Raw genomic sequence first — 26438 nt, 5'->3', positions numbered from 1 at the left:
CGCTCGGCTTGTTGCTTCAAGCCGTTCGCTTCGCCATCGTGTGGCGCAGCAGCGCGATGAACATGGTCGCCGTCAGCGCCAGCGCCCCCGCGCTCATGATCCAGAACGCCAGCGGCGACTGCATGGCCGCCCAGGGCCCCAGGCCGCGGTACGCCAGCAGGTAGCTGCCGCCAAGGCCGAGGCCCCACAGCATCGTGCAGTAGATGAGCAGCGGCGCCAGCGTGACGCGGTAGCAGCGCAGCACGAACACGCACAACGTCTGCATCGCGTCCGACAGGTGAAAGGCCGCCACCGGCAGCAGCAGCGCCGCGGCCAGCGCGACCACGGCGGGGTTGTCGGAATACACGTTGGCAAGCTGCGAGCGCAGCGTGACCATGGCCGTGGCGAAGAGCAGGGCGCACATCACCGTCAGCTCGAAGCCCAGCCGGCACACATGCCGGGCCTTGGCCACGTCGCCTGCGCCGAGCCAGAAGCTCACGCGCGCGCTGGTCGCGATGGACAGCGACAGCGGCACCATGTACGCCACCGCCATCAGGTTGGCGGCGATCTGGTGCGCGGCAGCCGCCGCCGTGCCCAGGCGGGCGATGAACAGCGCCATCAGCGTGAACGAGGTCACCTCCACCAGCACCGCCAGGCCCGCGGGCACGCCCAGGCGCGCGAAGTGGCGAATGGTGTGCCAGTCGGGCGCCTCGGGGCGTTGCCACAGCCGGTAGCCGGTGTACAGCGGGCTGCTGCGCAGCAGCCAGACGGCGCACAGCAGCATCGCCCAGTTGACGCACAGCGTGGCCCAGCCGCAGCCGACCAGCCCCATGGCCGGCAGGCCCGCGCCGCCGAAGGTGAACCACACCGACAGCGGCAGCTTCACGAGCAGCGAGCCCAGCTGCAGCCAGGTCACGAGCTGCGGCTTGCCCAGGCTCTGGTTGAGCGTGCTGAAAAGCCGGAACAGCAGGGCGGGCGCCAGCCCGAAGGCCAGCACGATGAGGTAGGCCTCGACCTCGGCGCGCATCTCGGGCGGCACCTGCGTCCACTGCAGCACCGCGCCGGGCGACAGCAGCACCGCCATGCCGATCACGATGGCAATGCCGGCCAGGTACAGCGACTGGCGCACCGAGCGGCCCACCTCGCTGCCGCGGCCGGCGCCATGGAGCTCGGCCCAGACCGGCAGCAGCGCTTGCAGCACGCCCATCAGCGACACATAGACGCTGATGAACACGGCCGCGCCCACCGACAGCGCGGCCAGCGCGTGCTCCGAATAGCGGCCCGCGATGATGGTGTCGGTCACGCCGAAGGCCATCACGGCGAGCTGGCCGACCAGCACCGTGCCGGCGTGCCGCGCGATCAGGCTGCGTTCGCCACTCACTGCGGCGTGATCTTCTGGTAGAGCAGGAGGTCGTCGGCGGCGCTGCTGGGGCGGCGCAGCGTGCCCGCGAAGCGCCATTGGTCGAACGGGATGATGGTGTGCAGCCGCTCGATGGTCTCGGGGCTGGCCAGCAGCCAGGGGCAGGTGTTGTCGAGCAGCAGCGGTTTCACGTCGAGCTGGCCGTGGTGGCGCAGCGCGGCGATGTGCGCGCGGCTCAGGGCGAGCTCGGCCACGCAGCCGTTCTTGCCGACACGATCGACCACCGCGTTGACCTGCGGCACATAGCTGCGCGCGTAGTCGATGGGCGGCAGCCACAGCGTCATGAGCAGCATCCAGCACAGCGCGGTGCCGCCGGCCGGCAGCACCAGCGTCTTCCAGAGGGCGGCGCGGTGGCGGCCGGTGCGCCAGCGCACCAGCCAGCACCACGCGATGGTCGCGGCCACCGCCAGCACGACGGCAATGGGCGACAGCTCGGGCACGAAGCCCGGCACCAGCCGCGCCACGCTGGCGGCCGGCTTGGGCGGCACGCCGGTCTGCATGGCGATCCAGTAGACCCAGCCCAGCACGGCCAGGCCGCTGAAGAACAGCACGTTGAACCAGTCGATCAGCGCCGCCGCGCTGCGCCGGAATGTGGGCAGCGCAAAGGCCGCGAGCGTGGCGAAGGCGGGCAGGGCGAGCAGCAGCGAGCGGTCGGAGAAGTCGGTGCTCCAGGTGGCGGCCAGCGGCACCAGCGCGAACCAGAAGGGCAGCGCCACATGGCGCGCCGTGAGCTGGCGCCGCCAGCGCCACAGCGTCCACAGGGCCAGTGGCCACACCGGCCAGGTGAACCACAGCAGCAGCTTGGCCTGGCTGCGTACGTCGCCGAGCACCGAGCCGCCGGTCATGGTGATCTTCCATTGCTCCAGCTTCAGGCCGAACACCAGCACCACCGCCAGCACGGTGACGCCGACCATCGTGAGCAAGGCGCCGCGCGTGTAGCCCGGGCCGTTGTCGTCGGTGCCGAGTGCGTCGTTGCGCGAGCGGGCATCGAGCCGGCGCTCGTAGGCGATGTACAGCGCGCTGCCGATGGCCAGCGCAAGGCCGACCGTGGGCGCGCCGCTCAGCGTGATGCCCAGGGTGCCGACCACCAGCGCCGTGACCGGGCCGGCGCGGCGATAAGGAAGGGCGGCCACGCCGTAGAACAGGTGCGAGGCGAAGAACAGCTGCGCCAGCGCCGGCGTGGTTTCATGGCCGAGCTGGGCCAGGCCCAGGCAGGCGATCAGCGCGAGCAGGCCGCCATCGGCGATGGCGCGTGCGTAATCGGTCGGGCGCGCCTCGCCGCCAAAGGCGAACGCCACGGGCTGGGCGCGCGCGGTGCGGGCGAGGTAGTAAACGGCGTACCAGGTGGCGGTGAACGTGCCCCACAGCAGGAACGCGAACACGATGCGCACGGCCAGGTCGGGGTTCAGCCACGACGGGGCGATCTTGATGGCCAGGGCGCCGATCCAGTAGGGAACCAGCGCGGGCGTTTCGGGGCGCAGGCCCAGCAGCATGGGATCGAACCAGCGCGCGATGCCTTCGGTGCTGCGGGCCAGTTCGGCCATGTAGCCGAAGGCGGTGATGTCGGCGCTTTTCCACGGACCCCGGCCGACAAGGCCCGGCAGCAGGTAGGCCGCGCACAGCAGGAGCAACGCGATGCGCGGCAGGCGGCGCACGGCGCTCTGGGCAACGATCGCGGGAGTGGGCTGGTTCAAAAGGCGGGAGGCAGAGGTTGCGGGGGATTCAAAATGAAAAAGGGCAGCGCGGTAAACCGGGCTGCCCTCGACGCCAAGGCGCGTGTCTTACTTCGAAGCAGCGCCGGTGGTCTTGCCGAAGCGGTTGCGGAACTTCTCGACGCGACCGCCCATGTTGTCGACCGACTTTTGCGTGCCGGTGTAGAACGGGTGCGATTCGCTGGTGGTGTCCAGCTTGAACAGGGGCAGCTCGCGACCGTCATCGGTCTTGCCCATTTCCTTGGTGTTCGCGCACGAACGGGTCACGAACTTGAAGCCGTTCGACATGTCGACGAACAGGATGTCGCGGTAATTGGGGTGGATGCCTTCTTTTGCCATGGTCTTTCCTTTTGCGCTGTTGGAATCAATGCGCGGTCGATGCGAGAGCCACCGGCTTGCCAGATCTGGCTTGCCGCCCCAGGGAAGCCTGGGGAGCCGGGCGACGCTGCCCAGCCGCACTTTTCGCGGAGCCCATGATTATCGCATACTGCCCCTTTTCAGAGCAAACCGGCCCCTTCCATGACCTCCAGACCCCTGCGCGCCGGCCTCGTCGGCTATGGCTTTGCCGGCCAGACCTTCCATGCGCCGGTGCTGTCCGCCGTGCCCGGGCTCGCGTTGGCGGCGGTGGCCAGTTCGCAGCCGCACAAGGTTCATGCGGACTGGCCCGGTGTGGCGGTGGTGCCCGACGTGGCGGCGCTGGTCGCACGGGCGGACATCGACCTGGTCGTGGTCGCGACGCCGAACGAGCAGCACCATCCCGTCGCCAAGGCGGCGCTGGAGGCCGGCAAGCACGTGGTGGTCGACAAGCCGTTCACCCTCGATGTCGCGCAGGCGAGGGAGCTTGAGCTGTTGGCTTCGCGCAACAATCGAATGCTGTCCGTCTACCAGAACCGTCGATTCGACGCCGACTTCCTGACCTTGAAAGACCTGCTGGCCAGTGGCGAACTGGGCCGAGTCGTCTATCTTGAATCGCATTTCGACCGCTTCCGGCCTGAGGTGAAGGTGCGTTGGCGCGAGCAGGCGGTGCCGGGTTCGGGGCTCTGGGTGGACCTGGGCGCGCATCTGGTCGATCAGGCCGTGCAGCTGTTCGGCCGGCCCGACACGCTCCAGCTCGACACCGCCGTCCTGCGAGACGGCGCGGTGGTCAACGACTACTTTCACGCGGTGCTGCGCTACGAAAGCGGCCCGCATGCGCCTTTGCGCGTGGTGCTGCATTCGACGACGCTGGCCGCGCATGCCGCGCCGCGCTACATCGTCCATGGCACGCGAGGGAGCTACGTCAAGCACGGTGTCGATACGCAGGAAGACGCGCTGCGCGCCGGGCAGCGTCCGCCAGCGCAAGGCTGGGGCGCCGATCCGCTGGATGGCGAACTCACGCTGATCGGCATCGACGGCATGGCAAGCCGGCGTGCCGTGCCCACGCGCGCGGGCAACTATGTCGATTACTACGCCGCGGTGCGCGATGCGATCCTGGGCGTCGGGCCCAACCCTGTTCCGCCCGAGCAGGCCGTCGCGCTCATGGAACTGCTCGACATCGGCCGCCAGAGCGCCGCGGAAGGCCGCGCCATCCGCATCGAGCGCCCATGAAAAAAGCGCGTCGACTCGTGAGGGCCGACGCGCTTTTGCGGAAGAGCGTGGTGCTCAGCCGCCGCGACGCATCATGTCGAAGAACTCGACATTGGTCTTGGTCGCCTTCATGTTCTTGAGCATCAGCTCCATCGACTCGATCTCGTCCATGTTGTACATGAGCTGGCGCAGGATGCGGGTCTTCTGCAGGATCTCGGGTGCCAGCAGCAGCTCTTCGCGGCGCGTGCCGCTGCGGTTGAGCTGGATCGACGGGAACACGCGCTTTTCGTACAGGCGGCGGTCGAGGTGGATTTCAGAGTTGCCGGTGCCCTTGAACTCTTCGAAGATCACTTCGTCCATGCGGCTGCCGGTGTCGATCAGCGCGGTGCCGATGATGGTCAGCGAGCCGCCTTCTTCCACGTTGCGCGCCGCGCCCAGGAAGCGCTTGGGGCGTTGAAGGGCGTTGGAGTCGACACCGCCGGTCAGCACCTTGCCCGACGAGGGCACGACGTTGTTGTAGGCGCGGGCCAGGCGGGTGATCGAGTCGAGCAGGATCACCACGTCCTTCTTGAGTTCGACCAGGCGCTTGGCGCGCTCGATCACCATTTCGGCGACGTGCACGTGGCGCGCTGCGGGCTCGTCGAAGGTCGAGGCAATGACCTCGCCCTTCACCGTGCGCTGCATTTCGGTCACTTCTTCAGGGCGCTCGTCCACGAGCAGCACCATCATGTGCACGTCGGGGTAGTTGGCGCTGATGGCGTGGGCGATGTGCTGCATCATCACCGTCTTGCCGCTCTTGGGCGGTGCCACCAGCAGGGCGCGCTGGCCTTTGCCAATGGGGGCGATGATGTCGATGATGCGGCCCGTGATGTTCTCTTCGCCCTTGACGCCGTCGCGTTCCAGCTTCATCTGTTCCTTGGGGAACAGGGGCGTCAGGTTTTCGAACATCACCTTGTGCTTGTTCTGCTCGGGCGGACCGTCGTTGACCTTGTCGAGCTTGGTCAGCGCGAAGTAGCGTTCGCCGTCCTTGGGCGTGCGCACTTCGCCTTCGATCATGTCGCCGGTGTGCAGGTTGAAGCGGCGCACCTGGCTGGGCGAGATGTAGATGTCGTCCGTGCTGGCCGTGAAGCTGGTGTCGGGGCTGCGCAGGAAGCCGAAGCCGTCCGGCAGGATTTCGAGCACGCCGTCTGCGAAGACCTGCTCGCCCGCCTTGGCGCGCTTCTTGATGATCGCGAACATCAGCTCCTGCTTGCGCATGCGGCCGACGTTTTCGATCTCAAGCGCTTCAGCTTGCTTGAGGACTTCAGACACGTGGAGTGCCTTGAGTTCGTTTAAGTGCATGGAATGACCCCTCGCGGGGTAATCGAACGGAAAACGGGGGGAGGTTGAATGTGAAGCGAGAAGTGCTTCACTAACCGGGGAACTCGAACCGGTTGCCTGAAAGGGCCGGTGATCTGTGGGAGATTATGACAGGAAAAACGCGCCGGCCAACGCATTGCGCGCTGGCCGGTTGAAATCGCTCAGGCGAGTTGCTGGTCGATGAAGGCCGTGAGTTGCGCCTTGCTCATGGCACCGACCTTGGTGGCGGCCAGCTGGCCGTCCTTGAAGAGCATCAGCGTGGGGATGCCACGGATGCCGAACTTGGCGGGGATGTCGCGGTTCTCGTCCACGTTCAGCTTGGCGATCTGCAGCTTGCCTTCGTAGGTGGCCGACACTTCGTCGAGGATCGGGGCGATCATCTTGCAGGGGCCGCACCATTCGGCCCAGTAGTCGACCAGCACGGGCTGGCTGGACTTGAGCACGTCGGCCTCGAAAGAGGAATCGGAGATGTGTTTGATGAGTTCGCTGGCCATGTGATGTGTCCTTGGTGCGCAGAGAGTTTCGGTGCAGCTAAAGTGCTGGTCATTGTGACAGAAACCAAGGGGTGGCGTGCCGTGCGGGACGCTATGGCGCCGATAGCCAAAGCCCTTGCGCATCACGTCCCCACGCTCTCGAATTCCCTCTATAGAACATGAACGAAGGCCACCCCGTCCAGGCCCTGTGGTGCGACCCCGCCGACGGCGTCGTCGCGCGCATCGTCCGTACGCTTGCCGAGCGCCGGCTGCACGCCGCGCGCACCGTGGTGCTGGTGCCCTACGCGCAATTGATGGGCGTGGCCCGCGCCATGTGGGCGCGTTGCGGCAGTCCCGGCTTCGTGCCGCGTTTCGAGACCACGCACAACTGGGCGCGCAGCGCGGGCGGCTTCGTGGCCACCGGCTATGACATCGCACATGACATGGCGCGCGACCTGGTCACCGCGCAGGCGCTGCTTTCGCAGTCCGGCTTCGCCGCCGAACGCTTCGCCCTGGCCGGCCGCGTGGTCGAGCTGGCCTACCAACTGGCACCGCTGGCCGCGGCCGTAACGCCCGAGGAGCGCGTCGGCGCCTGGGCGCAGCGCGCGGCGGGCGTGGCCGAGGCGGGCAGCGAATCGGAGTGGTTCCGCACCGAAAGCGCGCTGATCCGAATCGCCGTCGCGTGGGTCTCCACCTCGGGCTATGCCACCGACGTGCTGCTGCGCGACTCGACGCGTGCGCAGGTCGATGCGCTGATCGTGCTCGAAGGCTTCCAGACCGATCCGCTCACCCAGTCGCTGTGCGCGCTGTGGGGTGACGACGCGCTGCGTTTCTCGCTCGTGCCGGCTGCCGCCCCGGTGCAGCCGGCGGCGTCCCACGTGGCGCTCGACCCCGAGGACGAGGCGCAGCTCGCCGCCGCCTGCGTGCTGCGCCACCTGGCCGAAGACCGCGCCCCCGTCGCGCTGATTGCCACCGACCGCGCACTCACCCGACGCATCAACGCCCAGTTGGCCGCGCAAGGCGTGGTCACGCACGACGAGACCGGCTGGAAGCTCTCGACCACGCGCGCCGCCGCCACGCTCATGAGCGCATTGCGGGCGTGCGCACACGACGCCGGCAGCGACCAGGTGCTCGAATGGCTCAAGGGCAGCGCCGACGGCGACGCCCCCACCGTGCAAACGCTCGAGGCGCGGCTGCGACGCGAAGGTCTGCGCGACTGGTCGGCCTGGTGCTCGCTGGTGGCGCGCAGCGAGAAGGCGCAGGACGTCGCGCTGCTTCCCTTCACCGATGCCGTCGAGGCGCGCCGCATGCCCATGGCGCGCGCGCGTCCGCTGGCCGAATGGCTGCAGGCATTGCGTGAACTGCTCGAGGCGGGCGGCCACTGGCAACTGCTGGTCGATGACTTCGCGGGCGGCAAGGTCATCGGCGCGCTGTGGCTCGATGCCGGCGCGCACGGCGACGACGAAGAATTTCCCGGCGGCCGCCACACGCTGGCCGAGTTCACCGCCTGGGCTCGCGACGTGCTCGAAGACGCGAGCTTCGTGCCGCCCGCTGGCGACCAGGCGCCGCGCGTGGTCGTGCTGCCGCTGTACCAGCTGCTGGGCCGCGCGTTCGGCGCCGTGGTCATTCCGGGGTGCGACGACCGGCGCCTGCCCGCATCGCCCGAGCCGCCGGGCAACTGGAGCGCGGCGCAGCGCATGGAGCTCGGCTTGCCGCTGCGGGAAGTGCTCGAGGCCGCGCAGCGCGCCGCCTGGGCCGCGGCCTTGCGCAACCCGTGCTGCGAGCTGCTGTGGCGCGAGTCCGACGTCACCGGCGAGCCGGTCAGCCCGAGCCCGCTGGTGCAGGCGCTGCGGCTCGACCACCTCCTGATCCCTTCCGCCGATCCGCGCCTGCCGCGCGAGGTGCCCGTGCAGCCGACCGCCTGCCCGCAACCTTCGGGCGCGTTGCTGCCGCTGGAGAACATCTCCACCAGCGTGTACGAAGACCTGCGCCGCTGCCCGTATCGCTTCTTCGCGCTGCGCCAGCTCGGCCTGCGCAGCGCCGACGAGCTCGATGCCGAGGTGGACAAGCGCGACTTCGGCAACTGGCTGCACGCCGTGCTGGGCCACTTCCACGAGGCGCTGATCGAAACACCGACGCAAGGCGCGCAAGAGCGCCTCGCGCTCATCGAGGCCGCCGCGCAGCGCGCTACGCGCGAGATGGCGCTGTCCGACGCCGAGTTCCTTCCCTTCGCCGCGGCATGGCCCGCGGTGCGCGACGGCTACCTCGGCTGGCTCACGGGCCACGAGGCGAACGGTGCCGTCTTCGTCGAGGCCGAGCCCTGGAAGGAGCAGGCGCTGGGCAACCTGCGGCTGATCGGCCGGCTCGACCGCATCGACCGCATGCCCGACGGCCAGGTCTTCGTCATCGACTACAAGACCGAGTCGTCGTCGGTGACCAAGGAGCGCGTCAAGGACCCGACCGAAGACACGCAGCTCGCGTTCTACGCCGCGCTGGTGGCCGACGACACCTTGCGCGCGGCCTACGTGAACGTGGGCGAGAAGTCTTCCGGCACGCAGACCGTCGAGCAGCCCGCCGTGGTCGAGGCGCGCGACGCGCTGGTGGCCGGCATCATCGAAGACTTCTCGCGCATCGCGCAGGGCACGGCCTTGCCCCCGCTGGGCGAGGGCGCCGTGTGCGACTACTGCGCGGCACGCGGCCTGTGCCGCAAGGACTTCTGGGAACTCTCGAAATGAACGGCGCCGCCTACGAACACAACGGCCGCCACGTCGCGCGCGAGGCCTTCTACACCGTCGCCTGCGATCCGCGCCGCTCGGTGGCCGTCGAGGCCTGCGCCGGCGCGGGCAAGACCTGGATGCTGGTGTCGCGCATCCTGCGTGCCTTGCTGGAGGAGGGCGATTCCGCCTGCGAGCCGCATGAGATCCTGGCCATCACCTTCACCAAGAAGGCGGCTGGCGAAATGCGCGAGCGGCTCGACCAGTGGCTCGAAGATTTCGCGGAGCGCACGCCTGAAGAACTGGTGCGCGAGCTGGTGATTCGCGGTGTCGAACCCGCGGCCGCCGCCGCCGCGGTGCCGCGCCTGAAGGGCCTCTACCGGCGCTTGCTGGAAGGCGGCAGGCCGGTGCAGTTCCGCACCTTCCACGCCTGGTTCGCGGGCCTGCTGCGCAATGCGCCGCTCGCGGTGCTGCGCGAGCTGGGCCTGCCTTCGAACTACGAACTGCTCGAAGACGATGCCGAAGCGCGCGGCCACACGTGGCGCCCCTTCTTCGAAGCCGTGACCGCCGACAGCGGCGCGCTGGCCGACTACTACGCCGTCGTCGCCACGCACGGCCGCTCGCAGACCGCCAAGGCGCTGGGCGAGGCGCTGTCCAAGCGGGTGGAGTTCTCGCTGGCCGACGCTGAAAACGCCGTCCAGCACTTCAGCGCGTTCTATCCCTCGCTCGAAGGGCTGCTAGAGCCGACGGATGCGCTGCGCGGCGAGCCGGTGCGCCGCCGCTGGCTGGACCGCGCCGCCGCGCTCGGGCGCGAGTCGAACAAGACGCCGCAGAAGGCCGCCGAAGCCATCATCGACGTGTTCGGCACGGGCGAGCCCGCGGCCGAATCGCTGGCGGCCGCGCTCGCGCTGTTGCGCAAGAGCTTCTTCGTCGCGACCGAAGACCGGCTCAACAAGAACCTGCAGAAGTTCCCGGCCGCCCAGGAGGCCGAGGCCGAACTGCAGGTGCTGTGCGGCGCGCAGGCGCAGCACGCCGCCTGGCTCTACCAGCAGCGCATGACGCGCCTCACGCGCCTGCTGATCGCCGCCTTCGCAGACGTCAAGCGCGCCCACGGCTGGGTCGACATGAACGACGTCGAGCAGGCCGCGCAGCTGCTGCTGGGCCAGTCGGCGCTGTCGGGCTGGGTGCAGGAGCGGCTGGACGCGCGCATCGCGCATCTGCTGATCGACGAGTTCCAGGACACCAACCCGCTGCAGTGGCAGGCGCTCTACGGCTGGCTCAGCGCCTACGTGGGCGCGGGCAGCAGCGCGCCGCGCGTGTTCATCGTGGGCGACCCGAAGCAGAGCATCTACCGCTTCCGGCGCGCCGAGCCGCAGGTGTTCATCGCCGCGAAGAAGTTCGTGCGCGAAGGCCTGGGCGGCGAGCTGCTGAACTGCGACCACACGCACCGCAACGCACGCGGCGTGGTCGGGCTGGTCAACACGGCCATGCTGGCCGCGCAGGACGCCGGCGAGTTCGACGGGTACCGCGCCCACACCACCGAGCGCAGCGACGAGGGCGAACTGCTCAGGCTGCCGGCCATCGAGCGCGACGCGCTCGGCGACAGCGCTGCCGCACCGGCCGACGACGGCATGCTGCACTGGCGCGACAGCCTGGTCACGCCGCGCGTGCTGCCCGAGGAGCAACTGCTGCAGAAAGAATGCGAGCAGGCCGCGCAATGGGTCGCGCAACGCATCGCCGACGGCACGCCGCCGCGGCAGATCATGGTGCTGGCGCGTCGCCGCAGCCGGCTCTCCGCCATGCAGGACGCGCTGCGCCAGCGCCACATTCCCGTGCAGCAGCCCGAGAAGAACGAGCTGTACGACGCGCCCGAGGTGCAGGACGTGGTCGCGCTGATCGACGCGCTGGTCTCTCCCGCGCACGACCTGTCGCTGGCGCGCGCGCTCAAGTCGCCCGTGTTCGGCATCGACGACGAGGCGCTGGTGCAGCTGGCGTTGCGCCAGCGCGAGCGCGGCATGGTCAGCTGGTTCGCGTTGGTGCAGAAAGACGAGAGCCTGCCGCCGGCGCTCATCGAAGCAGGCGTCAAGCTGAAGAAGTGGCAACGCTGGCTGATGACGCTGCCGCCGCACGATGCGCTCGACGCCATCTTTCACGACGGCGACCTGCTCGCCAGGTTCGGCGCTGCCGTGCCCGCCACGATGCGCCAGGGCGCGCTGGCCAACCTGCGCGGCGTGCTGACGGCGTCGCTCGACATCGACGGGGCGCGCTTCGTCACGCCCTACGCGCTGGTGCGCGCGCTGCGTGCCGGCGGCGTGCGCGCGCCGAACGTGGCCGCGCCCGACGCGGTGCAGCTGCTGACCGTGCACGGCGCCAAGGGCCTCGAAGCCGACACCGTGCTGATGCTCGACTGCGACGCCCCGCCGCCGCGCGCGCAGACCATGGGCGTGCTGGTCGAATGGAAGGGCAGCGACAGCGCGCCCACGCGCTTCGTGTTCCTCGCGAGCGAGAAGACGCCGCCGGCCTGCGCGGCCTCGCTGCTCGAGGAAGAGCAGCGTGCGCGGCATCGCGAGGAACTCAACGGGCTCTATGTGGCGACCACGCGGGCGCGCGAGCGGCTGGTGCTGTCGTCGGTGCGGCCCGCGCGCGCGAACGAAGGCAGCTGGTGGGCGCGGCTGGAGCCGCTGTGCGCGCCCACCGAGGCCGACGAGCCATTGGTCGCGTTGCCGACGGAAGCCGGCGCGGCCACGTTCGCGATGAAGCAGATGCCCGCGGCGCCCCTGGCCGTGTCCGATGCGCCAGCGGCGACTGCGAAGAAAGCCGCCGACACCACCGTCGATGCGCGCGCCGCGGCTTTCGGCCAGGCCATGCACCGGCTGCTCGAATGGGCCGTGCCCGGCGAGGCGCTGCCGGCGGCGCACGTGCGCGCCGCGGCCCGCGAGTTCATGCTCGACGCCCAGCAGGCGCGCGGCGCCGCGGCGCTGGCCCAGCGCATCCGCGCGGGCGAGGGCGCCTGGGTGTGGGACGATCGCAGGGTCGACTGGCATGGCAACGAAGTCACGCTGGTGCATGAAGGAGAAACCCTGCGCATCGACCGCCTGGTGCGCGAGCGCGACGGCGGCGCCTGGTGGATCCTCGACTACAAATCCGCGGCGCGCCCTGAACGGGACGCCGCGCTGATCGCACAGATGCAGCGCTACCGCGCCGCGGTGCAACATGCCTACCCCGGTGCCACGGTGCGCGTCGCGTTCCTGACCGGGCAGGGCGAACTGGTAAATCTCGAATGACTGTTTCCCCTACCGTTGCCGTGATCGGCGGCGGACCCGCCGGCCTCATGGCGGCCGAAGTACTGGGCGCCTCCGGCGCGCAGGTGCATGTGTACGACGCGATGCCCTCGGTGGGCCGCAAGTTCCTGCTGGCCGGGCGCGGCGGGTTGAACCTCACGCACTCCGAACCCTTCGACGTGTTCATGAGCCGCTTCGGCGAGCGGCGCGCCCAGCTGGAGCCGATGCTCGCGCAGCTGGGCCCGCAGCAGGTGCGCGACTGGGCCGCCGGCCTGGGCGTGGAGACCTTCGTGGGCACCTCGGGGCGTGTGTTTCCGACCGACATGAAGGCCGCGCCGCTGCTGCGCGCCTGGCTGCAGCGGCTGCGCGCGGCCGGGGTGCAATTTCACATGCGCCATCGCTGGCAGGGCGACGGCACGCTGGACCTGGGTGCGCTGCGCTTCGCGACGCCGGCTGGCGAAGTCACGGCCAAGGCCGATGCCGTGGTGCTGGCGCTGGGCGGCGCGAGTTGGGCGCGGCTGGGTTCCGACGGCGCCTGGGCGCCCTGGCTGCAAGCCCAGGGCGTGGAGGTGGCGCCGCTGCTGGCCGCCAACTCCGGATTCGACGGCGCGGGCTGGAGCGAGCATTTCTCCAGCCGCTTCGCCGGCCAGCCCTTCAAGTCGGTCGCCGTTTCGTTCACCGACAGCCAGGGCCGGCACTTTGCGCGCAAGGGCGAGTTCGTGGCCACGGCGACGGGCATCGAAGGCAGCCTGATCTATGCCGCGTCGGCGCTGCTGCGCGACGAAATCGCCGCAAACGGCAGCGCCACGCTGCTGCTCGACCTGCTGCCCGACCGCAGCGCCGAACAGGTGCTGGCCGCGGTGACGCATCCGCGCGGTGCCCGTTCCTTGAGCAGCCACCTGAAGAGCCGGCTCGGGCTCGAAGGCATCAAGGCCGGCGTCCTGCACGAAGCCCTGGGCCGCGAGGCGATGCAGGACGCCGCGCAGCTGGCTGCCACGATCAAGGCCGTGCCGCTGAAGCTGGTCGCCACGCGGCCGGTCGATGAGGCCATCAGCACGGCCGGCGGCGTGCGCTTCGATGCGCTCGATGCCCGGCTCATGGCCAACGCGCTGCCGGGCGTGTTCGTGGCGGGGGAAATGCTGGACTGGGAAGCGCCGACCGGCGGCTACCTGCTCACGGCGTCGATGGCCAGCGGCGCCGCGGCGGCGCGCGGTGCCATGCAGCAACTGGGACTCTGACGTTTCGGTGCTTTCGCGCGGGTCGTTGATCCGCTGAAACCGTCGCTTATGGCGACGAAGGACGCGTCGAGCCTGAATCCTGATGCACCGTGGGCACCGTGGACGAGATGGCGCGTCCCACCATGTGCTCGGCCAGCGTGTCGTACAGCGGGCGGCTGATCATCCGGGAGACCAGGCTGGCCAGCATGGCGGCGGCCATCAGGCTCAGCACCATCGAATGGCCGTCGACCATCTCCATCACGATGATGAAGGCGGTCAGCGGCGCCTGGGTCACCGCCGCCAGGAAGCCTGCCATGCCCATCGCGATGAGCGCCGGCCCCAGGTCGCTGCTGGCCAGCCGCGCGACGAGGTCGCCGATGCCCGCGCCGATCGACAGCGACGGCGCGAAAATGCCGCCCGGCACCCCACACCAGGCCGTGAGCCATGTGGCGACGAACTTCAGCACGGTGTACAGCGGCGTGAGTTCGTCGTGGCCCTGCAGCATCTGCTTGACCGCCTCGGAGCCCGCGCCGAAGGTGACGCCGCCCGTCACCAGGCCGATGACCGCCACCGCCAGCCCGCCGACGGCGGCGAAGCGCACCGGAAAGCGCGCCCGCCAGCGGTTGAAGCGCCCGGGCGTGCCGGTCAGCGAGGCGATGAGCAGCCGCGCGAACAGGCCGCCGGCCGCGCCGCTCAGCAGCGTGACCAGCAAGCCGGGGCCCAGGGCGTCCCAGCCCAGCCGGGGTACGCGGATCACGCCGAAATAGCTGGCATTGCCGAAGGCCGACACAGCCACCAGGCCGGCCAGCACGATGGCCGTGATGATCAGGCCGCTGGAACGCGCCTCCAGCCGGCCCGAGAGTTCCTCGATGGCGAAGACCACGCCCGCCAGCGGCGCATTGAACGCGGCAGCGATGCCGGCGGCCCCGCCGGCCACCAGCAGCGCACGCGCGTCGATGGTGGTGCCGGGCGAGAGCCAGCGCCGCGCGTGCTGCATCACGCCGGCCGCCACCTGCACCGAAGGGCCTTCGCGCCCGATCGACAGGCCGGCCGCGAAACCGGCCGCGCCCAGCCCGATCTTGGCGAGCGTGAGCCGCAGCGAGGCGAACATGAAACGCCGTTCTTCGGGCAGTTCGGGGTGCAGCGCCGCCTTGATCTGCGGAATGCCCGAACCGCCCGCGCCAGGAAAGAAGCGCAGCGTCGCCCAGACGATGCCGGCGGTGATCAGCGGCGTCGTCAGCAGCACGGCCCAGGGCCACGCACGGTAGAAGCGATGGAACTGGCCGAAGACCCAGTCGCTGGCGTAGGTGAACCCCACCACGAAGATGCCGGCCGCGATGGCGTAGCCGAGCACGATGGCGCGGTCGAGCCAGACGCGGCCGCCGCGCAGTTCGGCGCGCAGGTGTTCGAGGAAATCCGGCTCTCGGTTCATACCGCGGCCAGTTTACGCAGGCACCGGAGCGAAGCCGCCTTGAAGTTCATGGCGGGTTCGATGGAGACTGGAGAGGAGGGGCTTTGCAAGCCCCTGGAGGCGCGCAAGTTGCAGGGAACTTGCAGCTTTTCTGATGTTAGGTTGACGAGCCTTACCCCTGGCACTGACTACGCAGTTAGGGCTGCTTGGTTCCCCACCTGACCCGGTTGGCCACTTCACCATGCAGGGAGGCCCGTCAGCCTGCATTCTAACCACGAGACTTCGGCCATTCCGTCGCGCCGGGCCAACCCCCTGCGCCGAGGCGGGACAAGCGCGCAGGACGGACGCGCATCGTCTGCAAGGAAATGAAAAAAACGAAAAAGGAAAGGGTTTGCGTTTGTTGCCGCGTGGGCCGGAAGGGTGTCCCGTGCCTTTTAGAATGCCCGCAATGTCCTATCTCGTGCTCGCCCGCAAGTTCCGCCCGAAAACCTTCGCCGAGATGGTCGGCCAGGGGCACGTGGTGCAGGCGCTCGAGAACGCGTTGACCACGCAGCGCCTGCATCACGCCTACCTGTTCACCGGCACGCGGGGCGTGGGCAAGACCACCGTGTCGCGCATCCTGGCCAAGTCGCTCAATTGCCAGGGGCCGGACGGGCAGGGGGGCATCACCGCCACGCCGTGCGGTGTCTGCCAGGCCTGCCGCGACATCGATTCGGGCCGCTTCGTGGACTACACCGAGCTCGACGCGGCCTCCAACCGCGGCGTGGACGAGGTCCAGTCGCTGCTCGAGCAAGCCGTCTACAAGCCGGTGCAAGGGCGCTTCAAGGTCTTCATGATCGACGAAGTGCACATGCTCACGAACACCGCGTTCAACGCGATGCTGAAGACGCTCGAAGAGCCGCCCGAGTACCTCAAGTTCGTGCTGGCCACCACCGATCCGCAGAAGGTGCCAGTCACGGTGCTGTCGCGCTGCCTGCAGTTCAACCTGCGCCCGATGGCGCCCGAGACGGTGCTCGAGCACCTCACCAGCGTGCTGCAAACGGAGCAGGTGCCGGCCGAGCAGCAGGCGCTGCGCCTGCTGGCGCGCGCGGCGCGCGGCTCGATGCGCGATGCGCTGTCGCTCACCGACCAGGCCATCGCCTTTGGCAACGGCGAGCTGCTCGAAACGGGTGTGCGCCAGATGCTCGGCAGTGTCGACCGCGGCCATGTGTTCAAGCTGATCGAGGCGCTGGCGCAGGGCGACGGCAAGACGGTGGTCGAGACTTCGGAGGCGCTGCGCGTCGACGGCATGTCCGCCGCGTCCACGCTGGAAGAAATGACGGCGGTGCTGCAGGCCATCGCCGTGCTGCAGGCCGTGCCCTCGCGGGCGGAGTCGGCCGATTCGGCCACCGACCCCGACGCGGCCGACACGGCCCGGCTCGCCACGCTGATGCCGGCCGACGAAACGCAGCTGCTCTACAGCCTCTGCCTGCACGGCCGCGGCGAGCTGGGCCTGGCGCCCGACGAGTACGCGGCGCTGACCATGGTGCTGCTGCGGCTGCTGGCCTTCAAGCCCTCCAACGCGGCTGCTGCGACGGCCTCCACGGAAAAAAAAACTCTGAATGAAGCTGCGGCCGCTGCGCCGCGAGCGCCGGTGGCCGCTCCCGCACCAGCGCCGGTGGCCGTAACGCCGAAGCCGCCTGTGCAGGCCCCTGCAGCAGTCGCTCCCGCACCTGTCGCACCCATCGCATCCGCTGCGCCCGCCGCACCGACGCCACCGGTCAACCAGGCCCCCGCCGGCCAACGCCTCGCAGTCGTCGACGAGCCACGCCACGCCGACCCCCGCCCGACCCCCACGGACAGCACTCCCGCCAAGGTCGTCGGCGTCCCGATTCGCGTGCAACCGCCGCCGGGCGCGCGCGACGAGCCTCATGCCCAAGGGCAGCGCGCGCCTTTCGTTCCCATTCCCCCCAGCGAAGACGGCGACTTCTGGTACGCCACGGTCACGCAGCTGGTCGCGTCCGAAGCCATCGCGGCGCTTGCGCGCGAACTCGCGCTGCAGTCGCAGCTGGTGGGGCGCGACACCGACCAGTGGATGCTGCGCATCGAGCGCGAAACGCTCAACCAGCCCTCCAGCCGCGAAAAGCTGACGGCGGCGCTGAACAACATCGGCCACGACGTCAAGCTGTCCATCGAGATCGGCAGCGTGGTCGACAGCCCCGCGCGGCGCAACAAGCACGCGGCCGAAGAGCGCCAGCGCGTGGCTGAGGACGCCATCCTGAGCGACCCCGAAGTGCAGGCGCTGATGCGCGACTTCGATGCGAAGATCGTCCCCGGCACGCTCAAGCCGGTCTGAGCGCAGGTCGCTCCAGCCTCTCTTATCCTTCCCCCGTTTTTCAACCCATCTCAACCGATCAGGACCACACGATGTTCAACAAAGGACAACTCGCCGGCCTCATGAAGCAGGCGCAGGCAATGCAGGACAACCTCAAGAAGGCCCAGGAAGAACTGGCGCACATCGAGGTCGAAGGCGAGTCCGGCGCCGGCCTCGTCAAGGTCGTCATGACCTGCAAGCACGACGTCAAGCGCATCACCATCGACCCCAGCCTGCTGGCCGACGACAAGGACATGCTCGAAGACCTCGTGGCCGCCGCCTTCAACGCCGCCGTGCGCAAGGCCGAGGAAACCAGCGAGCAGAAGATGGGCAAGCTCACGGCCGGCATGCCCGGCCTGCCGCCCGGCATGAAGCTCCCGTTCTAAGCGCTGCATGGCAGACGCGAGTTCGCTCGACGCCCTGGTCGATGCGCTGCGCCGCCTGCCGGGCGTCGGCGTCAAGTCGGCCTCGCGCATGGCATTCCACCTGCTGCAGCACGACCGCGACGGCGCGCAGCTGCTCGCGCGCGCATTGCAGCAGGCCGCGGGCAACGTGCGGCATTGCCAGCTCTGCAACACCTTCACCGAAGCGCCCATCTGCAATGTCTGCATGGACTCGCGGCGCGACGGCACCAAGCTCTGCGTGGTCGAGACGCCGGCCGACCAGGCCGCGCTGGAGCGCACGGGCGCCTTCCGCGGCTACTACTTCGTGCTCATGGGCAAGCTCAGCCCGCTCGACGGCATCGGGCCCAACGACATCGGCCTGCAGAAGCTGTTCGACCGCGCACGCGACGGCACCGTCAGCGAGGTGATCCTGGCCACCAATTTCACCGCCGAGGGCGAAGCCACCGCGCACGTGATCGGCGAGGCGCTCAAGCAGCACGGCCTCACCGTGACGCGGCTCGCGCGCGGCGTGCCCGCGGGCAGCGAGCTCGAGTACGTCGACCTCGGCACCATCGCGCACGCGCTGGTCGACCGCAGGTAGGCCGCGGCCGGGCCACGACCAAGCCAACTGGACCCCATGACCTTCTCATTGCTCACCGTCGCCTACTGGTGCGTGTTCGTCGCCTGCGGCCTGCCGTACCTCTCGGCGTGGATCGCCAAGGCGGGCAGCTTCGGCCCGCGCGACAACCAGCATCCGCGCGACTGGGCCGCCAGGCAGAGCGGCTGGCGCGCACGCGCCAACAGTGCGCAAGCGAATAGTTTCGAAGGCCTGCCTTTCTTCATCGGCGCGGTCGTCATCGCGCACCAGCTTGGCGCGGCGCAGTCGCACCTCGACATGCTGGCCGTGGCCTACGTGGTGCTGCGCGCGATCTACATCGCGCTGTACATCAAGGGTGTCGGCGGCGCGCGCAGCGCGGTCTGGGCACTCGCGTTCCTGGTGAACATCGCGATACTTTTCCTGGCGCGCTGACGCTGGGGCGAAGGCTTCGCGGCGAGGCCTTCATGCTTACGTGAAAACCCGCACGGGATGACCCCGATGCCGTGGCGTGGTGCGGCCCCTAAGCTCGATTCAGTCCACAGGAATCACAGAGCCCACAGGCACAGCTTCAGGCCACGTCAAAGGCCCCGTTACAGGCCACGTTACAGGCACCGTTCATGCTCCATCGCCGCGCCCTCATCTCAGCCTCCGCCATCGCCGCCGCAACCATCGCGTTGCCGCGCGTCTTTGCGCAGCAGGCGAAGCTGGAGAAGACCAGGATCTCCATCGCGGTCGGCGGCAAGGCGGCGTTCTACTACCTGCCGCTCACCATTTCGGAGCAGCTCGGCTACTTCAAGGCCGAAGGGCTCGATGTCGAGATTTCCGACTTCGCCGGCGGCGCGCGCGCCCTGCAGGCGGTGGTGGGTGGCTCGGCCGACGTGTGCTCGGGCGCGTACGAGCACACCATCAACCTGCAAGCCAAGAACCAGATCTTCCAGGCCTTCGTGCTGCAGGGCCGCGCACCGCAGATCGCCGTGGGCGTGTCGACCAAGAACATGGCCGGCTACACCGGCATCCAGGACCTGAAGGGCAAGAAGATCGGCGTCTCGGCACCGGGCTCTTCGACCAACATGGTCGCCAACCTGGTGCTCTCGCGCGGCGGGCTGAAGGCCAGCGACGTGAGCTTCATCGGCGTGGGCGTGGCCGCCGGCGCGCTCACCGCGCTACGCTCGGGGCAGATCGACGCCATCAGCAACACCGACCCGGTGATGACCATGCTCGAGCAGAAGGGCGACGTGAAGATCATCAGCGACACGCGCACCCTCAAGGGCACGCAGCAGGTGTTCGGCGGCACGATGCCCGCGGCCTGCCTGTACGCCTCGGCCGATTTCATCCAGAAGAACCCCAACACCTGCCAGGCGCTGGCCAACGCCATCGTGCACGGCCTGAAATGGCTGCAGACGGCAGGGCCCGGCGACATCATCAAGACGGTGCCCGAGACCTATCTGCTCGGCGACCGCGCGCTGTACCTGGCGTCTTTCGACAAGGTGCGCGAATCGATCGCCACCGACGGCCTGGTGCCGGCCGACGGCCCCAAGACTGCGCTCACCGCCATTGCCAGCTTCGACACCAGCGTGAAGGCCGACAAGATCGACCTCGCCAAGACCTACACCAACGATTTTGCCAGGCGCGCGAAAGACAGGTTCAAAGCCTGATTCCGAACGTCCCCGCGACCCGGCCTTGGCCGGGTTTTTTCTTCCCCCTGCGACGATGCAAGACCACGCTCTCGAACTCCTGGACATCAGCTGCACCTTCCACTCGAAGGACGACCCCGGCCAGCGCTACACGGCGGTGGCCGACACCACGCTGCGCATCAAGGCGGGCGAGTTCGTCTCGGTGGTGGGGCCCACGGGCTGCGGCAAGTCGACCTTGCTGAACGTGGGTGCGGGCCTGCTGGCGCCTTCGTCGGGTAGCGTGAAAGTGTTCGGCAAGACGCTCGACGGCGTGAACGCGCGCGCGGGCTACATGTTTCAGACCGAGGCATTGATGCCGTGGCGCAGCGCCATCGACAACGTGATGGTGGGCCTGCAATACCGCGGCGTGCCCGACGCCGATGCGCGCGCGCTGGCCCAGGCGTGGCTCTCTCGCGTGGGCCTCTCGGGCTTCGGCGACCGCTACCCGCACCAGCTCTCGGGCGGCATGCGCAAGCGCGTGGCATTGGCGCAGACGCTGGTGCTCGACCCCGACATCATCCTCATGGACGAGCCATTCAGCGCGCTCGACATCCAGACGCGCCAGCTGATGGAAAACGAGGTGCTCGAACTCTGGAGCGCGCCGAGCGAAGGCCGCCGGGCCGCCCCAAGGCCGGAGCTCACCACCGCTGCGAGCGAGCGTGCAGCGCCCGGGGGCTCACAAGGTCGCAAGGCGGTGCTCTTCATCACGCACGACCTCGACGAGGCCATTGCCATGAGCGACCGCGTGGTGGTGTTGTCGGCCGGGCCGGCCACGCACCCCATTGGCGAGTTCGCCATCGACCTGGCGCGTCCGCGCGACGTGGCCGAGGTGCGCACGCAGCCGCGCTTCGTCGAACTGCACACGCAGATCTGGGAGGTGCTGCGCGACGAGGTGCTCAAGGGCTATGCGCAGCAACTCCGGAAGGCCGCGTGATGAGCCGCCCTGGCCGCTTGGGTCTGAATGAGCGCAACGCGCGCTTCTGGCAGCTGGCGCTGCTGGTGGTCATTCTGGTGGCGTGGCACGTGGCTTCGCGCAACCAGCAGTTCGCCTTCTTCCTCGGTGAACCCATCCAGGTGGCGGGGCGCATCTGGAGCTGGTTCCTGCCGTTCGAGGTGCCGGCCAACGCGCTCTTTCCCGAAGGGCTGAAGGGCAACGCCGACATCTACCTGCACCTGGGCACCACGCTGCTGGAGACGGTGCTGGCCTTCGGCATCGGCACGGTGATGGGGCTGGCCTGCGGCCTGTGGCTGGCGCTGGCGCCCACGGCCAGCCTCATCCTCGACCCCTACATCAAGGCCGCCAACTCGATGCCGCGCGTGATCCTCGCGCCCATCTTCGCGCTGTGGTTCGGACTGGGCATCTGGAGCAAGGTGGCGCTGGCGGTCACGCTGGTGTTCTTCATCGTGTTCTTCAACGTGTACCAGGGCGTGCGCGAGGTCAGCCCGGTGGTGCTGGCCAACGCGAAGATGCTGGGCGCCAACAAGCGCCAGCTGCTGCGCACCGTGTACCTGCCGAGCGCCACCAGCTGGGTGTTCTCCAGCCTGCACACATCGGTGGGGCTGGCCTTCGTGGGGGCGGTGGTGGGCGAGTACCTGGGCTCGGCGCGCGGCGTGGGCTACCTCATTCTCCAGGCCGAGGGCACCTTCGACGTGAACACCGTGTTCGCCGGCATCGTGGTGCTCACGGCCTTCGCGCTGGTGCTCGACGGCATCGTGGGGCTGGTCGAGAAGCGCCTCATGAAGTGGCAACCCCGCACCGGCGAGACAGAGAAGCTGTAGCGCGCCCGGCCGCCGTGGCCCGGCGCTTGCGTGCGATGATCCCGCGCGGCGACCAGAGCGCCGCAACGAATCCACAGGGGTAAACAATGAGCCAGGACCACAAGCGGGCCACGACCTTGCGTTCGCGCGACCAGGCGGCCAGGGTGTCGAACGAGGAGCTGTTCTTCGACCTGGTCTACGCGTTCTCGGTCACGCAGCTCTCGCACTATCTTCTGGACCACCTCACGCTGCTGGGCGCGCTGCAGACGCTGGTGATGTGGTTCGCGGTGTGGCTGGGCTGGCAGTACACGGCCTGGACCACCAACTGGTTCAACCCCGGCACGCTGCGCATCCGCGGCGTGCTGTTCGCGATCATGCTGCTGGCCATGGTGATGGCCTCGGCGCTGCCCGGCGCCTTCGGCGAGCGCGGGCTGGTGTTCGCGCTGTGCTTCGTGGGCATCCAGGCGGGGCGCACCTTGTGCATGCTGATCGCCATCGGCCCCAACGACCCGCTCACGCCCAACTTTCGGCGCCTGCTGGCGTGGAACTGCGTGGCCGGCGCGTTCTGGATCGCGGGCGGTTTCGCCGACGGGTCGCTGCGGCTCGCGCTGTGGTTCGGCGGCGTGCTGTGCGAGTACATCGCGCCGATGATCGGGCTGCGCTTTCCGGGCCTGGGGCGCTCGTCGACCAGCGACTGGACCGTGGACGGCGGCCACCTCGCCGAGCGCTGCCAGCTGTTCGTGATCGTCGCGCTGGGCGAGTCGGTGCTGGCCACCGGCATCGCCTTCGGGCACCACGCCGAGTGGCATGCCGCGGACCTGTTCGCGCTGCTGGTCGGTTTCGCGGGCAGCCTGGCGATGTGGTGGATGTACTTCGACACCAGCGCCAAGGAGGCGTCGCATGTCATCGAGCATTCGAGCGACCCGGGCGGCATCGGCGCCAAGTTCCACTACACGCACGTCATCCTGGTGGCCGGCATCATCGTGTGCGCCGTGGCCGACGAGCTGACCATCGGCGAGGGCGGGCACCACGCCGAGCTCAAGTACCTGGGCGCGCTCATCGGCGGGCCGGCGCTCTACCTGTTCGGCAATGCGCTGTTCAAGCGCGTGGTGCGCGGCTTCACGCCGCAGTCGCACCTGTACGGGCTGGGGCTGCTGGCCGTGCTGGCGGTGTACGTGGTGTTCGTGTCGCACCTGACGGTGATGGCGGTGGGCACGCTGACCACGCTCATCATGATCGCCGTGGCCGCGCTCGAAGCGGTGGTGCGGCGAAGGGCGCTGGCCGCGCAGGCGCACTGACACCGCAGGGGTGTCGGCGCCCGGCGCCTCGGCGTTTCTTTTTTAGCGCTTCTTTTTAGCCGGCGTGCCGCCGCGCTTCTCGCGCACGACCTGCTGCTTGCTGCTCGCCGGCACCTTGGCCACGTTGGCGCCGCGTGGCGCCGCCGCCTTCACGGGCACGCTGCCGCGGCGCGCCGGGGCGGCCGCCATCGTGTGCACGACCGGGCGCACGCCGGTGCCCACGCGCGCCGCGACGCTCGCGCGGATCGGCAGGTACACCACCACGCTGTAGCCGCGCTTGAACGCATGGTTCTGCTGCACGTCGTTCCACTCGGCCACGGCCGCCGGCTTGAGGTTGTAGCGCCGCGCGATGCTGGCCACGTTGTCCGCGCGGCCGGCCTTCACCGTGGTGCGGCGCGTGACGATCTCGGGCTGGAAGCTCAGGTGGCCCTCGTCGGCCACCACGGCGGCCACGTCTTCCTTCACGCGCGCGCCGCGCGGCACGATGAGCGTGGAGCCGGCCTTGATGAGCATGCGCGGCGGCACGCTGTTCAGCGCGCGCAGGTCGGCCTCGCTCATGCCCGAGCGCTGGGCCGCGTCGGCCACGGTCATGGTGGTGGGCACCACCCAGGCCGTCCAGCTGGCGTACTGGCCCTGCGTGTAGGCGTCGAAGTTGCGCTGGAACACGGCCGCGTTGTCCCACGGCAGCAGGATTTGCGGGGTGCCCGCGGCGAGCAGCACCGGCTTGTGGCCGGCGGGGTTCAGCGCGCGAAAGTCGTCCAGCCGCACGTCGGCCAGCTTGGCCGCCAGCTCCACGTCGAGGTCGCGCGTGAGCGTCACGGTCTGGAAGTACGGGTGGTTGGCAATCACCGGCAGCTCGGCGTTGAACGCCTGCGGGTTCGCCACGATGTTCTTCACGGCCTGCAGCTTGGGCACGTACATGCGCGTTTCGGCCGGCATGGTGAGGTCGCTGTAGGTGGTGGGCAGGCCCAGGCGCTGGTTCTTGGCGATGGCGCGGCTCACGCTGCCTTCGCCCCAGTTGTAGGCCGCCAGGGCGAGCTGCCAGTCGCCGAACATGCCGTAGAGCTTCTGCAGGTAGTCGAGCGCGGCGCGGGTGGAGGCCACCACGTCGCGGCGGTCGTCGCGGAAGATGTTCTGCTTCAGGTCGAAGTCGGTGCCGGTGGCCGGCATGAACTGCCACATGCCCGCGGCACGCGCGCTGGACACGGCCTGCGGGTTGAAGGCGCTCTCGATGTACGGCAGCAGCGCCAGCTCGGTGGGCATGTTGCGGCGCTCGAGCTCCTCGACGATGTGGAAGATGTACTTGTCAGAGCGCGCGGTCATGCGCTGGATGTAGTCGGGCCGGCTGGCGTACCACTGCTCGCGGTCGCGCACCAGGTCGCTGTCGAGGTTGGGCATCTTGAAGCCGCGGCGAATGCGGTCCCACATGTCCACCGGCGGTGCCAGCGTGACCACGCTCTGCGATTGCGCCTGGCCGTTGGCCAGGGGAGAAAGCGCGCTGCGGGGATAGACCGGTGCCGCGCTGCCGGTGCCGCCGGCTGAGGGGTTGGAAGAAGAGGAGGGTGCGGAGCCGTTGTTCGTGCCCGCGCAGCCCGCAAGCACCAGTGAACCTGCGAGGCAGGTGGCAGCAAAGAATTTCATCGGAAGTCGTTTTTCCATTGGCGCAGTGCGGCGAACACGTCGGCTTCGGCTGCGTCGGCAGCCAGTTCGGCGTGGGCACGCACCGCTCTAAGGACAGTGGCTTCGCGGCTGCGAAGAAAGGGGTTGATCTGGCGTTCGGTGGCCAGGTGCGAGGGCAGCGTGGGCCGCCCTTGCGCGCGCAGGCTTTCGCAGTGCGCGTTGTAGTGACTCAGTTCGGTGTTGCCCGGTTCCACGGCGAGGGCGAAACGCAGGTTAGAAAGTGTGTATTCATGTGCGCAGCACACCTGCGTGTCGCCGGGCAGCGCGGCCAGCGCGTCCAGCGAATGCAGCATCTGCGCGGGCGTGCCCTCGAACAGCCGCCCGCAGCCGCCGGAGAACAGCGTGTCGCCGCAGAAGAGCAACGGCGCCTGGGAGGGCGCCGTTGGTGAATCTGGAAGGGCATGCAAAGAGGGCAGTGCCGGCAGGAAGTACGCGATGTGCCCGGCCGTGTGGCCCGGCACGTCGATCACCTGGAAGCGCAGGCCCCCGGCAACCTCGAACACGCCGGGCATCTCGGCCACGTCGCCCTGCGCCATCGGGGTGAAGGGCTCGGGGATGCGCTCGGTCGCGGGGCCCCACACCGGCGCGCCGGTGGCCGCATGCAAGGCGGCCACGCCGCCCGTGTGATCGGCGTGGTGGTGCGTGACTAGAATCGCGGCGAGCTGCAGCTTGTGGCGCGCCAGCGCGTCGAACACCGGTTGGGCATCGCCCGGATCCACCACGATGGCGTGGGACCCGTCGTGCAGCATCCAGATGTAGTTGTCGGCGAAGGCGGGCAGCGGAACAAGGGTCATGAGCGGTCAAATTATAGGTTTGCATGATTGGTTCGCGACCCCCCCGGGGCGCTACCTGCTGGCCTGGGAGCAGGCCCAGTTCGACCAGGCGGTGGCCGACGTGTTCGGCTACCACGCATTGCAGCTGGGCGCGGCCGAGGTCGATGCCCTGCGCACCAACCGCATGCCGCACCGCTGGCTGGCGCTCGACGACCCGGCCCGCCGCGGCAAGGCCACGCTGCTGACCGACTTCGCGGCGCTGCCCTTCGCGGCCAACAGCCTCGACCTGGTGGTGCTGCCGCACGCGCTGGAGCTCAGCCCCGACCCGCACGCCACGCTGCGCGAGGTCGAGCGGGTGCTGGTGCCCGAGGGCCGCGTGGTGATCTGCGGGCTCAACCCGGCCAGCCTGTGGGGCATGCGGCAGCGCCGCGCGCACCTCTACCGCAAGCTGGGCGTCGGCGATCTTTACCTGCCCGAGGGCGGGGAGTTCATCGGCTACTGGCGCATGCGCGACTGGCTGCGGCTGTTGAGCTTCGAGGTCGAGTCGGGCCGCTTCGGCATCTACCGGCCGGCCGTGCGCAGCGAGGCCTGGCTGGAGCGCGCGCGCTGGATGGACGCCGCGGGCGAGCGCTGGTGGCCGATCTTCGGTGCCGCCTACTTCCTGGTGGCGGTGAAGCGCGTGCGCGGCATGCGCCTGCTCAGCGCCGACTGGCGACGTGCCGGTGCGCGCGCCACGGCGCCCGTGCCCATCGCGGGCAAGGTGCACCGGCAGGACGCTGGCAAGAATTGA

At 69.2% G+C, this 26438-nt stretch carries 21 protein-coding genes and 1 other RNA gene; 13 read left to right on the top strand and 9 right to left on the bottom strand.

The genetic code is table 11. From position 1 onward, the window contains the following. Positions 1 to 16: 16 nt before the first annotated feature. The 3 genes from AB6807_RS07685 to AB6807_RS07675 all read right to left on the bottom strand — a co-directional run bounded on the left by AB6807_RS07685 (position 17) and on the right by AB6807_RS07675 (position 3450). Positions 17 to 1360, bottom strand: coding sequence for an MATE family efflux transporter (locus AB6807_RS07685; protein WP_371084085.1), 1344 nt, complete (start codon positions 1358 to 1360; stop codon positions 17 to 19). Then, the gene (locus tag AB6807_RS07680; RefSeq protein ID WP_116907377.1) at positions 1357 to 3093 is read right to left on the bottom strand and encodes a hypothetical protein; all 1737 of its coding nucleotides are present in this window, start codon (positions 3091 to 3093) and stop codon (positions 1357 to 1359) included. Before AB6807_RS07680 ends, AB6807_RS07685 begins: the two co-directional genes overlap by 4 nt. A gap of 87 nt (positions 3094 to 3180) precedes the next feature. Next, positions 3181 to 3450: a type B 50S ribosomal protein L31 gene (locus tag AB6807_RS07675; RefSeq protein ID WP_116907378.1), complete on the bottom strand. Its 270-nt coding sequence runs from the start codon at positions 3448 to 3450 to the stop codon at positions 3181 to 3183. A gap of 180 nt (positions 3451 to 3630) precedes the next feature. On the opposite strand from AB6807_RS07675, the gene AB6807_RS07670 reads away from it, so the two are divergent. Beyond that, positions 3631 to 4698 carry an oxidoreductase gene (locus AB6807_RS07670; RefSeq protein ID WP_371084084.1) on the top strand — a complete coding sequence of 356 codons (1068 nt, stop codon included), beginning with the start codon at positions 3631 to 3633 and terminating at the stop codon, positions 4696 to 4698. A gap of 54 nt (positions 4699 to 4752) precedes the next feature. Here the strand turns inward: AB6807_RS07670 and rho are convergent, their stop codons facing one another. Together rho and trxA are read right to left on the bottom strand one after the other, a co-directional pair. Then, the gene (rho, locus tag AB6807_RS07665) at positions 4753 to 6018 is read right to left on the bottom strand and encodes a transcription termination factor Rho (RefSeq protein ID WP_013540932.1); all 1266 of its coding nucleotides are present in this window, start codon (positions 6016 to 6018) and stop codon (positions 4753 to 4755) included. A 179-nt stretch (positions 6019 to 6197) separates the two neighbouring features. Beyond that, on the bottom strand, positions 6198 to 6530 hold the full coding sequence (gene trxA / locus AB6807_RS07660; protein WP_042578306.1) for a thioredoxin TrxA: 333 nt from the start codon (positions 6528 to 6530) through the stop codon (positions 6198 to 6200). A 158-nt stretch (positions 6531 to 6688) separates the two neighbouring features. On the opposite strand from trxA, the gene AB6807_RS07655 reads away from it, so the two are divergent. Genes AB6807_RS07655 through AB6807_RS07645 form a run of 3 tightly spaced genes read left to right on the top strand, consistent with a single transcriptional unit; the run spans position 6689 to position 13742 of the window. Further along, entirely contained in the window at positions 6689 to 9244 is a 2556-nt protein-coding gene (locus AB6807_RS07655) for a PD-(D/E)XK nuclease family protein (RefSeq protein WP_371084083.1), read from the top strand. After that, on the top strand, positions 9241 to 12507 hold the full coding sequence (locus AB6807_RS07650; protein ID WP_371084082.1) for a UvrD-helicase domain-containing protein: 3267 nt from the start codon (positions 9241 to 9243) through the stop codon (positions 12505 to 12507). The genes AB6807_RS07655 and AB6807_RS07650 overlap by 4 nt, the downstream gene beginning before the upstream one ends. Continuing rightward, complete coding sequence (locus tag AB6807_RS07645; RefSeq protein WP_371084081.1) at positions 12504 to 13742, top strand: TIGR03862 family flavoprotein; 1239 nt, start codon at positions 12504 to 12506, stop codon at positions 13740 to 13742. The genes AB6807_RS07650 and AB6807_RS07645 overlap by 4 nt, the downstream gene beginning before the upstream one ends. 46 nt (positions 13743 to 13788) lie before the next feature. On the opposite strand, the gene AB6807_RS07640 is transcribed toward AB6807_RS07645, so the two are convergent. Together AB6807_RS07640 and ffs are read right to left on the bottom strand one after the other, a co-directional pair. Then, complete coding sequence (locus AB6807_RS07640; protein WP_371084080.1) at positions 13789 to 15153, bottom strand: chloride channel protein; 1365 nt, start codon at positions 15151 to 15153, stop codon at positions 13789 to 13791. 140 nt (positions 15154 to 15293) lie between these two features. Then, an RNA gene (gene ffs, locus AB6807_RS07635) (signal recognition particle sRNA small type) lies at positions 15294 to 15390 on the bottom strand. Between the two features lie 190 nt (positions 15391 to 15580). On the opposite strand from ffs, the gene dnaX reads away from it, so the two are divergent. The 8 genes from dnaX (at position 15581) to AB6807_RS07595 (ending at position 23195) form a co-directional block, all read left to right on the top strand. Next, positions 15581 to 17467 (top strand): DNA polymerase III subunit gamma/tau, encoded by a 1887-nt coding sequence (dnaX, locus tag AB6807_RS07630; RefSeq protein ID WP_371084079.1) that lies wholly within the window; start codon positions 15581 to 15583, stop codon positions 17465 to 17467. 71 nt (positions 17468 to 17538) lie between these two features. Further along, positions 17539 to 17871 (top strand): YbaB/EbfC family nucleoid-associated protein, encoded by a 333-nt coding sequence (locus AB6807_RS07625; RefSeq protein ID WP_007836669.1) that lies wholly within the window; start codon positions 17539 to 17541, stop codon positions 17869 to 17871. 7 nt (positions 17872 to 17878) lie between these two features. Beyond that, complete coding sequence (gene recR / locus AB6807_RS07620) at positions 17879 to 18469, top strand: recombination mediator RecR (RefSeq protein ID WP_116907385.1); 591 nt, start codon at positions 17879 to 17881, stop codon at positions 18467 to 18469. Between the two features lie 36 nt (positions 18470 to 18505). After that, entirely contained in the window at positions 18506 to 18898 is a 393-nt protein-coding gene (locus AB6807_RS07615) for an MAPEG family protein (RefSeq protein ID WP_371084078.1), read from the top strand. 185 nt (positions 18899 to 19083) lie between these two features. Beyond that, positions 19084 to 20121: an ABC transporter substrate-binding protein gene (locus AB6807_RS07610; protein WP_116907387.1), complete on the top strand. Its 1038-nt coding sequence runs from the start codon at positions 19084 to 19086 to the stop codon at positions 20119 to 20121. Positions 20122 to 20176: 55 nt separating this feature from the next. Then, positions 20177 to 21073 (top strand): ABC transporter ATP-binding protein, encoded by an 897-nt coding sequence (locus AB6807_RS07605; protein WP_371084077.1) that lies wholly within the window; start codon positions 20177 to 20179, stop codon positions 21071 to 21073. Next, entirely contained in the window at positions 21073 to 21918 is an 846-nt protein-coding gene (locus AB6807_RS07600) for an ABC transporter permease (protein WP_371084076.1), read from the top strand. The genes AB6807_RS07605 and AB6807_RS07600 overlap by 1 nt, the downstream gene beginning before the upstream one ends. Before the next feature lie 86 nt (positions 21919 to 22004). Next, positions 22005 to 23195: a low temperature requirement protein A gene (locus AB6807_RS07595; RefSeq protein WP_116907390.1), complete on the top strand. Its 1191-nt coding sequence runs from the start codon at positions 22005 to 22007 to the stop codon at positions 23193 to 23195. Between the two features lie 42 nt (positions 23196 to 23237). On the opposite strand, the gene AB6807_RS07590 is transcribed toward AB6807_RS07595, so the two are convergent. Both AB6807_RS07590 and gloB read right to left on the bottom strand, forming a co-directional pair. After that, entirely contained in the window at positions 23238 to 24836 is a 1599-nt protein-coding gene (locus tag AB6807_RS07590; protein WP_371084075.1) for a transglycosylase SLT domain-containing protein, read from the bottom strand. After that, a complete protein-coding gene (gloB, locus tag AB6807_RS07585; RefSeq protein WP_371084074.1) occupies positions 24833 to 25669 on the bottom strand; it encodes a hydroxyacylglutathione hydrolase in 837 nt (278 codons plus the stop codon). Before gloB ends, AB6807_RS07590 begins: the two co-directional genes overlap by 4 nt. On the opposite strand from gloB, the gene AB6807_RS07580 reads away from it, so the two are divergent. Continuing rightward, on the top strand, positions 25668 to 26438 hold the full coding sequence (locus tag AB6807_RS07580) for a class I SAM-dependent methyltransferase (protein ID WP_286515859.1): 771 nt from the start codon (positions 25668 to 25670) through the stop codon (positions 26436 to 26438). The genes gloB and AB6807_RS07580 overlap by 2 nt on opposite strands.

Origin of the sequence: Variovorax sp. RCC_210 (genome assembly GCF_041355175.1) — a bacterium.
Lineage (GTDB): Bacteria > Pseudomonadota > Gammaproteobacteria > Burkholderiales > Burkholderiaceae_C > Variovorax.
The sequence above is the reverse complement of the archived record's forward strand: the minus strand, read 5'-3'. Positions and strand labels throughout refer to the sequence as shown.